This is a genomic window from uncultured Thiohalocapsa sp. (assembly GCF_913063425.1).
Taxonomy (GTDB): Bacteria; Pseudomonadota; Gammaproteobacteria; order Chromatiales; family Chromatiaceae; genus Thiohalocapsa.
Genome location: NZ_CAJXYK010000001.1, coordinates 121,677 through 136,470, shown reverse-complemented (window position 1 = coordinate 136,470; position 14,794 = coordinate 121,677). Strand labels below are relative to the sequence as shown.

Below are 14,794 nucleotides of genomic sequence, written 5' to 3'. Positions count from 1 at the left end.
CATCAACCCTTCGCTGCAACCGAATTGAACGAGGACAGAAGCCATGAACCCGCAAGACCTGCGCTTCGATGACGAGATCCTGGAGCAGCAGCCGCAGGCGGCGACCGCCGAAGGCTATGCACCGCTCACCCCCGCGGACGCCGACCCGGTGACGCCGGAGCTGGCGCAACAGATCGAGGCCGCCTGCAACCGCATCGCGCCGGTGTGGCCGCTGGACCGCTTCGTCGCCGTGAACCCCTTCCACGGCCTGGTGGACCAGCGCTTCGAGGAGGCAGCGGCCACGCTGCGGCGCATCGCCGATGCACGCATGTACATGCCCCGCAGCTGGTACCACGAGCAGCTTAAGGCCGGCCGCATCACCGATGACGACCTGTGCGAGGCGGGCTGCCTCTGCGGCAGCAAGCTCACGCCGCAGCAGATCCGCGATGCCGCGGCAGCGGAGCGTCAGGGCCCCGCCGGCGGCGTGCCGCTGCTGACAGCGTTGGTGGACGAGCTGGATGCCGACGATTGGTCCAGCTTCGTGGTGGAGCGCATCAGCCACCACTGCGCCGCCTACTTCGACATGGGACAGGCCACCTGGAAGCGGCCCTGGGCCGGCATGTCGCTGTACGCGGCCTGGCGGCGCTTCGCGGCCCTGGACTACAGCCTCACCATGATGGGCCAGGACGGCATGCGCGCCCGAGTCAAGGCGCTGCCGGAGTCGCCGCGGGCCTGCATCGCCTCGGCCATCCGTCGGCTCGGCCTCCCGGAGACCGCCGCGCTGGACTACATGCACGCGGCGCTGATGGACATCGGCGGCTGGGCGGCCTGGACGCGGCTCCTGCGTTGGGAGGCGGAGCTGAACGGCAGCAGCGATGACACCATCGTCGAGCTGCTGGCCATTCGCCTCGCCTGGGACCTGCTGCTCTACGAGCACAAGTCCACGCCGACCATCCGCCCCCGCTGGCGTGAGATCTGCGCCCGCCTCGGCCGCGGCGAGACCGACGCCGGTGTCGGCGGCGACCGCACGCCCACCGGCGGCAACGACGCCGAGGTGGAGCATGTGCTGCTCACGGCCCTGGAGCAGGGCTACCAGCGTCGTCTCATCGAGCAGCTCGCGGCCGGCGGCGATGGTAAGACCCCGGTCACCCGCCCCGCGGTGCAGGCGGCCTTCTGCATCGATGTGCGCTCGGAGATCATCCGCCGCGCCTTCGAGACCGTCTGCCCCAAGGCGCAGACGCTCGGCTTCGCCGGCTTCTTCGGCGTGCCCATCGAGCACGTGCCGCTGGGCGCCGTGGAGCCCCGCTCGCACATGCCGGTGCTGCTCACGCCGACCTACAAGGTCTGCTCCGCCGTTCAGGGTGCAGACCAGGACGAGGCCGAAGAGACGCTGGCCACCCAGCGCCGCCGCACCGGCATCCTGAAGTCCTGGAAGGCCTTCAAGATGGGCGCCTCCAGCTGCTTCAGCTTCGTCGAAGCAGCGGGCCTGCTGCTCTACGCCCCGAAGATCATCGCCGACAGCTTCGGCTGGAGCCGGCCGGTGGCGGCACCCGATGATCTGCACCTGGACGAAGCCACCGAGCAGCGCGTGGGCCCGACGCTGGAGGCGCCCCACCACGGCGCCTGCGCGCACCATCATGCGCATGACAGCATCGGCATCCCGGCGGCCGACCGCGTGCCGCTGGCGGAGGGCATCCTCAAGGCCATGTCCATGACCGGCAACTTCGCCCGCCTGGTGCTGCTGGTGGGCCACGGCAGCACCGTGGTCAACAACCCGCACGCCACCGGCCTGGACTGCGGCGCCTGCGGCGGCATGACCGGCGAGGCCAGCGCCCGCATCGGTGCGGCGCTGCTGAACGACCCGGCGGTGCGCAAGGGCTTGGTGGAGCGCGGCATCGAGATCCCGGCGGACACCTGGTTCATCGGCGCCCAGCACGACACCTGCACGGACGCCGTCACGCTCTACGACACCGACCGGCTGCCGGCGGGCTATGCGGAGGAGCTGGCGGAGCTGCGCAGCTGGCTCAAACAGGCCGGCGAGCTGACGCGGCTGCAGCGCGCCGCGCGTTTGGGGCTGGAGAGCCAGTCCCTGCGCGCCGTCACCGCCAATGTGGAGCACCGCAGCCGCGACTGGGCGCAGGTGCGGCCCGAGTGGGCGCTGGCGGGCTGTGCGGCCTTCATCGCTGCCCCGCGGGCGCGCACCCGCGGGCTGGACCTCGGCGGGCGCACCTTCCTGCACGACTACCACTGGCAGCAGGACGAAGGTTATGGCGTCCTGGAGCTGATCATGACCGCGCCCATGGTCGTCGCCGGCTGGATCAACCTGCAGTACTACGGCTCCACCACCGACAACCGCCGCTTCGGCAGCGGCAACAAGGTGCTGCACAACGTCGTCGGCGGCGCCATCGGCGTGCTGGAGGGCAACGCCGGGGACCTGCGCGTGGGTCTGCCCATGCAGTCCCTGCACGACGGTAAGCAGTGGATGCACGAGCCCATGCGCTTGAGCGTCTTCCTGGAGGCACCGCAGCAGGCCATCGACGACATCATCGCCCGCCACGACCTGGTGCGGCAGATGCTCGACAACGGCTGGCTGCATCTCTTTCGCATGGATGACCAGGGCGGCATGCACCGTCGTGTGCCCAGCTCCGGCTGGCAGCAGGTGAGCCGCGAGGCCCTGCCGGCCGCCGCCTGACCGGCCGCCGGAGCGCGGCAGCGCCGAGCCCCACTCGGCCCCCTGGGGGCGCCGAGTTTCACTCGGCCGCACCTGGGAGCGCCGAGTTTCACTCGGCGGCACCCGCCGCGGACTCAACGCCCGCGGCGGGTGCTCTCCCAGAACCACGAAAAAACACCGCCCGCGTCAGATCAAGGCTGCAACGACGCCATCGCTGCGGCATCGAGCCGCAGCGATGGCGGGCCGAGTGAAACTCGGCGGCCCCAACGCGCCGAGTGGAACTCGGCGGCCCCAACGGGCCGAGTGGAACTCGGCGGCCCAACGCGCCGAGTGGAGCTCGGCGGCCCCAACGCGCCGAGTGGAGCTCGGCGACCCCAGGCATGAGCAGATCCACCAAGACCAGAAGCAACGAGACCTGATAACCACCACCACAAGGTGACCGCCATGAGCGAAGCACTGCAAGCCGCCATCGCCCGCCAACGCATGCTGCTCCAGGGCCGGCTCGCCGGCCAGCTGGGCCGCCTGGTCGAGCCCTGCCGGGATCTCTGGGGCGATCGCGCAGCGCTGGAGGTCCTGCTCGACAGCGCCCTGCACGAGCTGCCCGCCTGCAAGTACCTCTATCTGCTGGATGCCGACGCCCGCCAGGTGACGGCAAACCTCTCCCGCCAAGGCCCGCTGCCGGAGCACCACGGCCGCGACCGCAGCCGGCGCCCCTACCTGGCCGAGGCGCTGGCCGGCGCCGAATTCTCGCTGTCACCGGCCTATCTGAGCCGCAACCAGGGCCGACCCTCGCTCACCGCCATCCAACGCGTGACGGCCGCCGACGGCGGGCTGCTCGGCTTCCTCGGCGCCGACTTCGACCTGCGCGAGCTGCCGCTCACCCGCGAGCTCTACCGCCAGCCGGACCAATGGCTGCAGCTCAAGGGCGACCCGGCCATCCGCGGCGGACTCTTCTACCAGCAGCGGGTGGAGAGCCTGATGGACAGCCGTATCGACGAGGTGCTCGGGCTGTTCACGGAGCTCGTCACCGACCATGGCGTCTTCCACGGCAAGCTGCATTTCTCCAGCTCCCGGGCGACCATCTGGTCCCTGGACGACCCCTACCGCTTCCGGGTGCTGGACTTCGAGGACCTGACCAACCCGGACACACGGCTTGCCTATCCGCAGCGGGATTACCCGGCCGAGGCGGAGATCCCCGGCGAGCGCGTCGGCGCGGTGTTTCAGTCCTTCAGAGGGCTGCGACTCATGGACGAGAACATTTACCTGCGCTCCGGCTCCCTCAACATTTTCAACGGCATCGTCGCCCTCAACTTCAGCTGCGACGGCTCGCACTACATGCGCTGGGAGGAATTCCTGGACAAGGACATGGACTTCTGGCTCGGCACGGGCATGTCCTGTGCCGCCCAGCCCCACGCTGAGCCCGCGTGCGAGTCCGCCGCCGCCTGAGGTTTTCACGCTGCGGCGCAACGCACCGGCGACGTTGCGGCCTGAACCGCGCCGGCGCCGGTGCAGCGGACTGCCAGACACGGAAACGCGCACGCCCCGCGGCGATGCGATGGGACTTGGTTGAACACTTTACGGACGGGCAAACACCATGCAAGCGCTCAAGCACATCCTCTACTTCGCCGACGGCGAGTTCGGCCCCACCCGAGCGTTCCGCAGGGCGGTGGCGCTGGCCCGGGAGCATGACGCCAGGCTGACGCTCATGGACGTCACCATCGAGTCCGGCATCGGCGCCGACCTGGTGAAGCGCTTCGGCCTCGCCGACGACGTGCAGCAGAGCGAGCAGCGCCTGTATGCCCTCGCCGACCTCGCCGAGGAGTGGGTCCGGGGCCAGGCGCCCCGACTGCGGGTCACCATCGGCACACCCTTCATCGAGGTGATCCAGGCGGTGCTCCGCGACGGGCACGACCTGGTGCTGAAACCCGTGCGCCAGCGCCCAGGCTGCCGCGGGCTCTTCGCCAGCACGGACATGCACCTGCTGCGCAAGTGCCCCTGCCCGGTGTGGATCGACCGCGAGCCGGAAGACGCGGCCACGGGAGCGCCGGCGGTCACGCCTGACGACCCGGCCACCCACAGCTGCACCAGGGTGCTCGCCGCCGTGGATGCGGCCCAACCCGACAGCCGCGCGCTGAACCGCCGCATCCTGGACACGGCGGCGGCCGTGGCGGCCCGCGACGGAGCGATGCTCGATGTGGTGCACGCCTGGCAGGCACCCTTCGACGGCGCCCTGCCCGGCACCCGCACGGAGCACGATCCGCGGCTCGCGGATGCCCTGGGGCTCATCGAGCGCCAGCACGCGGCCGCCCTGGCGGAGGTGACCGGCGACTACCGCACGCAGCTGCGCGACGGCGCGACCCACCTGGTGCGCGGCACCCCCGCCGAGCAGGTGCTGGCGCAGGCCCGCCGCCTGGCGAGTGATCTCATCGTGCTCGCTACTCTGAGCCGCCCGCGCGAGCCCGGGCTCTTCATCGGCACCACCGCGGAGGACCTGCTCCAGGGCGCCGAGACTTCGGTGCTGGCGCTCAAGCCCGCGGGCTTCGTGTCACCGGTGGGCTGAGCGGTCCCGGCCCCGCCCCGTGCCGGCTCAGGCGTTGCCCAGGTCGCCGAGCCGATACTTGGCGATCTTGCGATAGAGGGTGCGCTCGCTGATGCCGAGCGCCGAGGCCACCCGCCGCCGGTTGCCGCCGCAGCGCCGCAGCTGACCCGAGATGTACGCCGCCTCCACGTCGTCCAGACTCGAGCCGGATGCGTTGTGCGCAGCCGGCGTGCACACCGGGGGCGCCGCCGCCACCTCGCGATCGGCCCGGTGCGCGACGCGCCCCTGTGGCACGGGCGCGGCGCTGTAGTGCTCGCGCATGCGCAGCCCCGCCGCCACCGCATCCGCCGTGACCCGGCCGCGGTGCCCCTGCTCCAGGTGGGCCACCGCCACCTGCAGCACACTGCGCAGCTCGCGGACATTGCCCGGATAGTCGTAGGCGAGCAGCAGCCGCAGCGCCTCCGGGTCCAGGTGATAGCGCCGGTGCGCCGCCCGCCCGATGCGCTTCAGCAGGGCGTCGGCGAGCCCCGGCACGTCCTGCGGGCGCTCGCGCAGCGGCGGGATGCGCACCCGAAAGCAGGCGATGCGGTAATACAGGTCCTCGCGGAAGCTGCCCGCCTCCACCAGCTGCCACAGGTCGCGGTTGGTGGCACAGATAACGCGGGCATCGGTGCGGATGACCTTGTTGCCACCGACACGGCGAAACTCCCGCGCCTCCAGCACCCGCAGCAGCTTCGCCTGGGCGCTGGGCGAGGCCTCGGCGATCTCGTCCAGGAACACGGTGCCGCTGCCCGCGATCTCGATGAGCCCCGGGCGCGTCTGCACACTGCCGGTGAAGGCGCCGCGCTCGTGGCCGAACAGCTCGCTCTCGAACAGCGACTCCGCGATCACCGAGCAGTCCACGGCCACGAAGGGTCGGTCCCGGCGCGGCGAATACCGGTGCATGAAGCGCGCCGCGAGCTCCTTGCCCGTGCCGGTCTCGCCCACCAGCAGCACCGGCGCATCGGTGCGTGCCGCCTGCTCCAGCTGCTCCATGACGCTCAGGAACGCGGGTGAGCGCCCCACGGGCCGGGTATCGTCTACCTCTTCGTGGCCCTCCCGGGCCGCGATCTCCTGCACCAGCTCGCCCACATAGCGCTCGCCGTCCGCGCCGGCGATGGGATACATGTTGACCCGCACCCAGTGGGTGCCGCCGCCGGCATCGCCGTGGGTGTGCAGGCAGCTGCGCGGCTGCTGCTCCGCAAGGCAGGCGGCGAAGGGGCAGTCCTCGCCCGTCTCGTCGCAGGGCCGGTCCTGATTGTGCAGCACGCGGTGGCAGGGCAGGCCCGCGAGCGCCGCTCCCGGTTTGTTGAAGGCGCGCTCGAAGGCCTGGTTCACGGCCACCACGCGCCGGTCGGCAGCGATGACCACGAAGGGCCGCTCGTGGGTCTCCAGCAGGGAGCGCAGCGCAACGAGATCGGGCATGGGCGAGCACCTCCGAACAGGTTCCGTGCCGCCCGCAGTCGGGGGCGGGATGGGGCGTTCCCTGCCGGGCGTGCGTCCGCCCGCGCGCCGCCGGCAACGGCGCCACCGACCACACCGGGCTGCGCCGTCTGCGCTCAGCGCTGCCGGGCCACCCGCCGCCGCCTGACAGTTCTGTCAGGCGGCGGCAGGTCCTGCCTGCACTGGCAGTCCGGCAACTGCCGGATCTGTCAGGTGGCGCGGGCCGGCCACGGCGTTAGGCCGTTGAAATTGCAGCGTTCCATGGTTTCAGCATGGATTATGCAGAAAGGAGCGGTACGGAGGAGACCGTCAGGGATGGGGCTTCTCCGATATTGCAATGGGAGGAACCACTTGATGCTGCTGACAACGACCACGCGAGCCGCCGCATTGCTGCTGGCGCTCGCCGTACCCACGGCCTTTGCGGCCAACGTCGTACCCAACGACGCCAAAATGCCCGGGACCCAGCCCGAGGACGGCATCGTCCCCCTGGACGATGTCGGCGTCTGCGCCAACTGCCACGGCAATTACGATTTCAATGCGGAGCCGCTGCACAACTGGCGCGGCAGCATGATGGCGCACTCCAGCCGCGACCCGATCTTCTGGGCCACGCTCGCCGTGGCCGAGCAGGACTTCAACGGCTCGGGCGACATCTGCATCCGCTGCCACACCCCGGCCGGCTGGCTCAGCGGCCGCTCCACGCCCACCAACGGCGCCGGGCTCGACAACAACGCCGACCGCAACGGCGTTCAGTGCGACCTCTGCCACCGCCTGACCAACCCGGACCAGTCCGAACACCTGGGTGTGCAGATCTCGCCCTTCCTGGCCTACCTCGCCGATGACCAGGGCAACCCCATCGAGGGCCACTACGGCAGCGCCCAGTACGTGGTCACCGACAGCAACGGCACCAAGCTCGGACCCTATGCCGACGCCTTCCCGCCGCCGCGGGCACATGCGGCGCTGCAGTCGCAGTACCACCGCTCCCCCGAGCTCTGCGGCACCTGCCACGATGTCTCGAACCCCGTGGTCGGCGGCCTTGCGCACAACAATGGCGCCAAGCTGGACCTCGATTACAACAACCCGGGGGTGAACAACACCGAGCTGGATTTGAACGTGCCGTTCAAGTACCGGCCCTATCAGTACGGCGTCGTCGAGCGCACCTACAGCGAGCACAAGGCAAGCCTGCTGGGCTCCATCCGCGTCGCGGACTATGACACCCTGCCGCCCGAGCTGCAGGCAGGCGCCATCAAGCGCGCCCGGGATGCGGCCGTGGCCGCGGACCCGGCGGGGCTCGGCAACTATGCCGACGGCACCGAGCGCCTGTTCACCTGCCAGACCTGCCACCTGGCGCCGGTCACCGGCAAGGGCGCGGGCCGTCCGCCGCGCACGCCCGTGCGCTCCGACCTGCCGAAGCACGACCTCACCGGCGGCAACTACTGGATGCCGGAGGCCATGCAATGGCTGAACAGCCAGGGCCGGCTGCGCTTCGGCGCCCTCACCGCCGCCGAGATCGCCGGCATGAACGACGGCGTCGCCCGTGCCAAGTCCAACCTGGAGGCGGCGGCATCCCTGATCGTGGAAGGCGACACCCTCAAGGTGGTGAACCTCACCAGCCATAAGCTGATCTCCGGCTATCCGGAGGGGCGGCGCATGTGGCTCAACATCCAATGGCTGGATGCCAACGGCAACCTCATCGACGAGGAAGGCGCCTACGGCGAGCTGCAGACGCAACTGGATCTGGACGGCGACGGTACCGACGACGTCGTACGCACCCTGCTCGACCTGAAGGGCACCGCCAACGCGCCCATCTACGACATCCACGGTGCCATCACCGGGCAATGGGCATCGCAGCTCGTGAGCCTCAATGCGGGCTATCGCGACCTGGTGGTGGGCTTCGACCGGGTCACCGGCGAGATCACGGCGACTCTCGAAGACCTGGCGCTGCTCTGCGAGCAGAATCAGGAGCCCGACGGCAGCTGCCCGTCCGTCTACGACTACAGCTTCCACTTCGTGCTCAACAACAAGGTCGGCACCGACGGGCGCATCCCGCCCTACGGCTACGACTACGACGAGGCCAAGCTGCGCAACGCCCTGCCGGAGCCGGAGACCCAATACGGCAACCCGGGCCCGGGCGGCACCTACAACCACTGGGACGAGATCGCCCTGAGCCCGCCCGCCGGCGCCGCCAGCGCCGAGATCCGGCTCTTGTTCCAGCCCACCAGCTGGGAGTACGTGCAGTTCCTGTACCTCGCCAACGAGGGCCTCGACCCGAACCTGGGCGGCGCCGGCCAGGACTACCTGGACGCCTGGCTCGCCACCGGCATGGCCGAGCCGCACGTCATGGCCACGGCCCAGTGGGTTGCCACGGGTCCGGTCAACGAGCCGCCCATTGCCAGCTTCACGGCCAGCTGTACAGAGCTCGCCTGCGGCTTCGACGCCAGCGCCTCCGTGGACCCGGATGGCACCATCCTGAGCTATGAGTGGGACCTCGGCGACGGCACCACGGCCACGGGCGTCACCGCGAGCCACACTTACGCCGCCGCAGGCACCTACACCGTGACGGTCACGGTCACGGACGATGGCGGCCTGACGGACACGGTTGCGCAGAACGTCACGGTGAGCACCGGCAATGTCCCGCCCACGGCGAGCTTCGCGGTCGCCTGCACGGACCTGGCCTGCAGCTTCGACGGCAGCGCCTCCACCGACACGGACGGCAGCATCGTGAGCTGGGCCTGGGACTTCGGCGACGGCGCCACGGCCACAGGTGTCAGCGCGAGCCACAGCTACGCCGCGGCCGGCACCTACACGGTGACCCTCACGGTTACGGATGACCAGGGCGCGACGGGAACCCTGTCACAGGCCGTGACCGCAGGTAACCTCCCACCGACGGCGAGCTTCACGTCCAACTGCACGGATCTGGCCTGCACCTTCGACGCCAGCGCCTCCGCGGACCCGGACGGGACCCTCGTCAGCTGGGCCTGGGACTTCGGCGACGGCACCACCGCCACGGGTGCAGCCACGAGCCATACCTACGCCGCAGCAGGGACCTACACCGTCACGCTCACGGTCACGGACGACGGCGGGCTCACGGCGGTGGCCACGCAGGCGGTGACCGTCACGGCTCCCGCCGGCATCCCGGGACCGGGGCCGGGGCCGAGACGCTGAGCCGGACGGGCAGCGGATGCCCGTACGGGCGCGTATGAGGCGAGCGGCGCCTGCGCCGGCCGGCGGGCCGGCGCGGGTGCCGTCATCTGGACAGGATGCACAGGGCAGACCGCGCCTGTTGGCCTGCCTGACCGAGGCCGGCACGGAGTGCAGGACCTCGGTCTGCGCGCCCGATCATCTTCAGCGCCGCAGTGGCGCTGAGGACGGCCGGGCACTTTGCCCGGCCGCAAACGCAGGCAATCTCGGCATGCACTCAGAGACCGGCCGCGACGCAGGCGTCCTCCGACGCCGTCTCGGCTGCGTCATCCGATTCCGCCGGCGCGGCGAGCATGGCGGCCTCGTCGCTGTAGACGATCTCATACAGGCCGCGGCGGCAGCGCTGCGAATACAGCCGGATGCCGCGGTAATGATCCACCGATGCGTCGCGGAACGCGTACCACTCGCCGAAGGCACCCCGGCCGATGGGCTCGCCGTACTTGGCTTCCAGGGCCGCCGCGAGCGCCCGGGCGGCCGCGCACTGCTTGGAGCGCGTCTCGGGCTCGTGGTAGGCGCGCACGGCGTAGACGATGCCGTCGCTGTTGGTGTCCACGGCATAGCGGGTGAAGCCGGTGTTCGGCACCCGCGGCATCACGTGGTAACGGGTGCCCGTGTGCTCGGTCTTGTCCGCATCGCGGTAGGTGATGGGCTCTTCGCGCAGCACCTCCGCCACCACACAGGCTGCAAAGGGCTCGCCCAGCGCAATGCCGAAGGCGCCGGTGATCGGCGCCGTCTCAGGCTCCACCGGCGCGGCTTCGGCCGCCGGTGCAGCCTCCGTGTCCCCAACCGGCGCAGCGGCGCCGGCCGCTGCCCCGGCCGTCTCCTCCCCGGCCGGGGCAGCATCTCCTGTCGGCGCATCCGGCGCCGACTGCTCATCACCGCCCGCCGGGGCGGCGCCGGTGTCGCCCGGCTGCGCAGCCGGTGCCGGTGCTTCAGCCGCCGGCTGCGGCCCGGCCCCGGCGGTTGCCGCCGGGTCATCGGCCGCCACCGCGAGCTGGGGCGTCACGGCCAGCGCCGCGGTCAGGATCAACAGGGAGGACGTGGAAATCGGTCGTGCTGGCATGCTTCTTCTCCTCGAACCGATGATTGCCTTGGGTTGACGACGCGCTCGCCGCCGGTCACGGGCGCAGGGCTGCGCCCGCCCCGGTGCGCTCGCGTCGGATGCTCGATGGCGCCGATGGCGCCGATGGCCGGCAAGCTGCGGGCCGGCGGCACGCTGTGGCTGGGCGCAGGCCCCAAAGGAGCCCCGGGGCCGCGCCCTTGCACGCATTCATTCCAGCGCCGCACACCGCCGGCCTGCACGCGCCGCAAGGTGCAGGTCCGGGCGGTGCGGCACCGGGAGTCCGGGCGCACGCCGCCCGGCCTGGGCGCCGCGGCCTTCGGGCCGCCGGGCGCCTCCATCCGGCGATGCCCGGCATCGCCACTGCAACTGAGGAACAACTGATGACAAGCACTGGACTCAAGCCCGCGCGCTGCATGACCGGCCTGCTGCTGGCGGCGGGCTTCACCCTGGCCGGCACCCTGATGAGCACGGCACCGGCGCAGGCGAGCCCTGAGGGCGACTGCGTGGACGTGGTCATGGGGCCCTTCCACATGGTCCCCGGCTTCATGACCGAGGCCGGCGCCTGCGCCGTCCGCGACTACCTGGACGGCGAGCTGCAGGAGGCCTTCTACCCCTTCACCGTCGAGGATCATCGCTTCAACTGCGAGGTCTTCGGCGACGTCATGCCGCTCAAGATCGGCGATATGGCGGTAGAAGTCCCCACCTCGGTGCAGAGCCAGGGCCCCATCAGCGGCACCATCGGCGGCGCGCCCTTCACGGCGGACCTTTACTGCGCGAGCCTCACCAACTGGTATGAGCAATTCTGCGAAGACCCCTTCGACCCCGAGGCGCCGTGCCTGCAGCTCGCGCGGCCCTTCCTGAGCCAGGGCCTGCCCTATCCGCGCGTGACGGAGGTCTCCATCTTCGACGGCGTCGTCACCGTCGGCCGCGGCAAGAAGACCGCCGAGGTGCCGCTGCTCCTGGTCACCCGCGCCGCCGGCATCACCCACCTGGAGGACCTGACCACGAACCCGCCGCTGGTGGGGGCATCCGTCACCCACAGCCTGCTCGGCATGGTGACCCTGGAGGGCGATGACGACCTGGACACCCTCGACGGCAGCGCCGACCTCCTGTTGCAGGGCCACATCTTCGCGCCCCTGCCCGTGGCCGATGACCCGGGTGCCGCGCGCATCCGCGGCGCCCTCTGCGGCAAGGACATCCAGCGCCTGCTGCGGGCGCCGGGCGGCAAGCCGCACAAGGGCGATTCCGACGACGAGGATGACGATGACGATGACGATGACGACACGGATGATGATGACGACGACACGGACGATGACGACGACACGGACGATGATGACAGCGACGATGACGACGACTGAGTCAGTCCGCCGTCAGCGCCCATAGCCCGGGAAGCCGGGCCCCCAGCTCGGCCCAAAGGGACCCGGGCCGTAGCCGGGTCCGCGGCCCCGTCCGCCGGGGCCGCGACCGCGGAAGCGATCCCAGTCTGAGCGGTCCCAGTCATAGCGGTCCCAGTCGTACCTGTCCCAGTTCCGCGGGTCCGGGTACCAGCGATCCCAATCACCGCGATCCCAGTTCGGCGGCACGGCGCGCCCCGGCCCCCGCCTCTGGCCACCACGGACCAGGACATCGTCCCCGCTGCCGCTCGGCCCCTGGCCGGGCACCGTCGCCGCCGGACCACCGCCGCGGCCTGCGCCGGGCCCGCCACGGCCCTGACCTGGTCCGCTGCCGAAGCCGGAGCCACCCGGCCCCTGGCCGAAGCCCGGACCGCCGACCCGCTGGCCGGGGCCGCCGCCGCGCTGGCCGGGGCCGCCGCCGGCACCGCCGCCCTGTACCAACAGCGGGGTGGACTCACCCTGCTGCGCCAGAGGCAGCAGCGCCGGCGCCGCCGCCGGCGTCGCCTGGGCCGCGGGGGCCAGGCAGACAGCGGCAGTGAGGGCAGCGGCGAGCAGAGGCGTTTTTGGCATGATCATCTCCCGGGGCTGCATCGGCCCCATGCACAGGGGCCGCATGACGCGGCCCACATTGTCAGTGGTGAAATCGGTTATCGCCGGCGTCAAAGCGCCCGACCCAAACGGGCCGGGCGCTGCATCACGACCGTCGAGCCGGCGACCCGCGCCGGCTCGAAGGGTCGTCAGTCGTCATCATCGTCGTCGTCGTCGGCCTCGAGGTAACCGTCACTCATGGCGAGCATGAAGGCCACGAGGGCGACTTCCTCTTCGTCCGTGAGACCCAGATTGCCGAGCTCGTCGGTGTTGACGTTCGCGGCCACTTCCGGCCGCGGCCAGCAGTCGTTGGCCAGGGCGACATCCACCGTGGCATCCAGCACCGGCGGCTCCAGCTCCTCGCACACCGGCTTCACGTCGCGGGTGTTGTAGAAGTTCACCACCTGCCACAGGGTCTTGAAGTAGCCGTTGTGCATGTAGGCCTTGGTGATGCACTTGCCCTTGCCCTTGCGGCGATCTTCATCATCCTCGTCGTCCGCAAACGCCTCCGCCTCGCAGGAGCCGAGGCCCACGTTGCGCAGGGTCGGCACCTTCTGCTTGCCCAGGTTCGCGTCCGCGTACTCGGCGAAGCCTTCGACGTTCATCAGGAAGCCCGCCAGGCCCGGATCAGCCCAGTCCGGGTTGGCGATGCTGAAGGGGTTCAGCGGGTTGCGCGGCACGCCGAGGTTGTCGTACGTGAAGTCCGTGAACAGCGGCGGCGCCGCACCCGGTCCGGGCGTACCCACATGGCATTCCGAGCACAGGCCCTTGCCGCGGAAGATGTCCCGACCCATCGCCTCCTGCTCGGTGAACTCGTACATGCCGGCGCGGTGGGCATCGATCTTGGACGTGAAGGCGTTGCTCTCCGGCGAGTCCTCGAAGGCCGCCACGGCCAGCGCCACGCGATCATAGGCCTGGTCCACGCGGTTGCGGTCCTGCGGCGACAGGGCCACCTCGCCGTCCGTTTGGGCGCAGACGCCGTTGATGTTGTTGGGCCAGTCGATGTTGCAGCGCTGCGGACCCCAGACCTCGTCAAACAGGCTGCCGTACTTGCCTGTACAGACGCGATAGACCACGCAGGCGGCGTCCGGCAGGGCCTGCTCGACGGGGTTCAGGAAGGGCCCCTGGGCCTGGTCCGCGGCGGGGTTGCCGAGCTCCCATCCGGTGGCGCGGCCGTCCCAGAAGTTGCCGCCGACGAAGAGCGGGTCGTCGGCCAGATCCGGGTCATTGTCACCCAGCAGCCGATTGCCGAAATCGGCGTAGAAGATGGGCGCCAGCGTTGCATACGCCGAGCTCGGCGGCTTGCGGTTGCCGAACTCACCCTTGATGGAGCCCTCGTAGACGGCGCCTGCCTCGTTGATGGTTGGGTCATCGCCGGTCCAGCCGACCTCGGGCACGTGGCAGGTGGCACAGGACTGGTTGCGACGGATGGACAGCTGCTTGTCGAAGAAGATCTTCTTGCCGAGCTTCTCGATGGGCAGGAGGTCCAGATCGTCATCGGATGCCTGGACGCCCTGCAGGCCAAGGCCGGTTGCCAGCGCGGCGCCGACGGCCGCAGACAACAAGGGCTTGTGGAACTTCATCTTGCACTCCTAATGGTCCTTGACGGTGATGCCAGCCCCCGCCGGCCGGCTGCGGGCTCCCGGGCCACTCTGCGGTGACCGCTCAGCCCATGACCGGCCCATGGGGGCAACGAGCCCGGCGGCGCCGGCGCGCCGGCCTGCCGGGCGGTGGTACCGCCGCCGGCTGAGGGCAGCCGGCGGCGGAGCTCGCATCGCGCGGGCAAAAACGCCCCTCGCAACCCTGCTGTCGTCCCACGGTTCTCGGTTCGGATCGATGCCGTGCAGCACGGCCGTCCTTGTCGTCGTCTGCGAGCCCGG

At 70.6% G+C, this 14,794-nt stretch carries 9 protein-coding genes; 5 read left to right on the top strand and 4 right to left on the bottom strand.

The genetic code is table 11. The features are described from left to right. Positions 1–43 precede the first annotated feature (43 nt). The 3 genes from QZ607_RS00530 (at position 44) to QZ607_RS00520 (ending at position 5,210) form a co-directional block, all read left to right on the top strand. Positions 44–2,671 (top strand): YbcC family protein, encoded by a 2,628-nt coding sequence (locus tag QZ607_RS00530; RefSeq protein ID WP_295878427.1) that lies wholly within the window; start codon positions 44–46, stop codon positions 2,669–2,671. A 423-nt stretch (positions 2,672–3,094) separates the two neighbouring features. Beyond that, positions 3,095–4,096 carry a PDC sensor domain-containing protein gene (locus tag QZ607_RS00525; protein WP_295878425.1) on the top strand — a complete coding sequence of 334 codons (1,002 nt, stop codon included), beginning with the start codon at positions 3,095–3,097 and terminating at the stop codon, positions 4,094–4,096. Positions 4,097–4,244: 148 nt separating this feature from the next. Then, a complete protein-coding gene (locus tag QZ607_RS00520; protein ID WP_295878422.1) occupies positions 4,245–5,210 on the top strand; it encodes a universal stress protein in 966 nt (321 codons plus the stop codon). Between the two features lie 27 nt (positions 5,211–5,237). On the opposite strand, the gene QZ607_RS00515 is transcribed toward QZ607_RS00520, so the two are convergent. After that, entirely contained in the window at positions 5,238–6,653 is a 1,416-nt protein-coding gene (locus QZ607_RS00515) for a sigma-54-dependent Fis family transcriptional regulator (RefSeq protein ID WP_295878416.1), read from the bottom strand. 372 nt (positions 6,654–7,025) lie between these two features. On the opposite strand from QZ607_RS00515, the gene QZ607_RS00510 reads away from it, so the two are divergent. Next, entirely contained in the window at positions 7,026–9,833 is a 2,808-nt protein-coding gene (locus QZ607_RS00510) for a PKD domain-containing protein (protein ID WP_295878415.1), read from the top strand. Positions 9,834–10,086: 253 nt separating this feature from the next. Here the strand turns inward: QZ607_RS00510 and QZ607_RS00505 are convergent, their stop codons facing one another. Further along, a complete protein-coding gene (locus QZ607_RS00505) occupies positions 10,087–10,932 on the bottom strand; it encodes a hypothetical protein (RefSeq protein ID WP_295878413.1) in 846 nt (281 codons plus the stop codon). Positions 10,933–11,312: 380 nt separating this feature from the next. On the opposite strand from QZ607_RS00505, the gene QZ607_RS00500 reads away from it, so the two are divergent. Further along, the gene (locus QZ607_RS00500; protein ID WP_295878411.1) at positions 11,313–12,290 is read left to right on the top strand and encodes a hypothetical protein; all 978 of its coding nucleotides are present in this window, start codon (positions 11,313–11,315) and stop codon (positions 12,288–12,290) included. A gap of 12 nt (positions 12,291–12,302) precedes the next feature. On the opposite strand, the gene QZ607_RS00495 is transcribed toward QZ607_RS00500, so the two are convergent. Together QZ607_RS00495 and QZ607_RS00490 are read right to left on the bottom strand one after the other, a co-directional pair. Continuing rightward, a complete protein-coding gene (locus QZ607_RS00495; RefSeq protein ID WP_295878410.1) occupies positions 12,303–12,896 on the bottom strand; it encodes a hypothetical protein in 594 nt (197 codons plus the stop codon). Positions 12,897–13,063: 167 nt separating this feature from the next. Then, positions 13,064–14,497 (bottom strand): cytochrome c peroxidase, encoded by a 1,434-nt coding sequence (locus QZ607_RS00490; RefSeq protein WP_295878407.1) that lies wholly within the window; start codon positions 14,495–14,497, stop codon positions 13,064–13,066. Between the last annotated feature and the right edge of the window lie 297 nt (positions 14,498–14,794).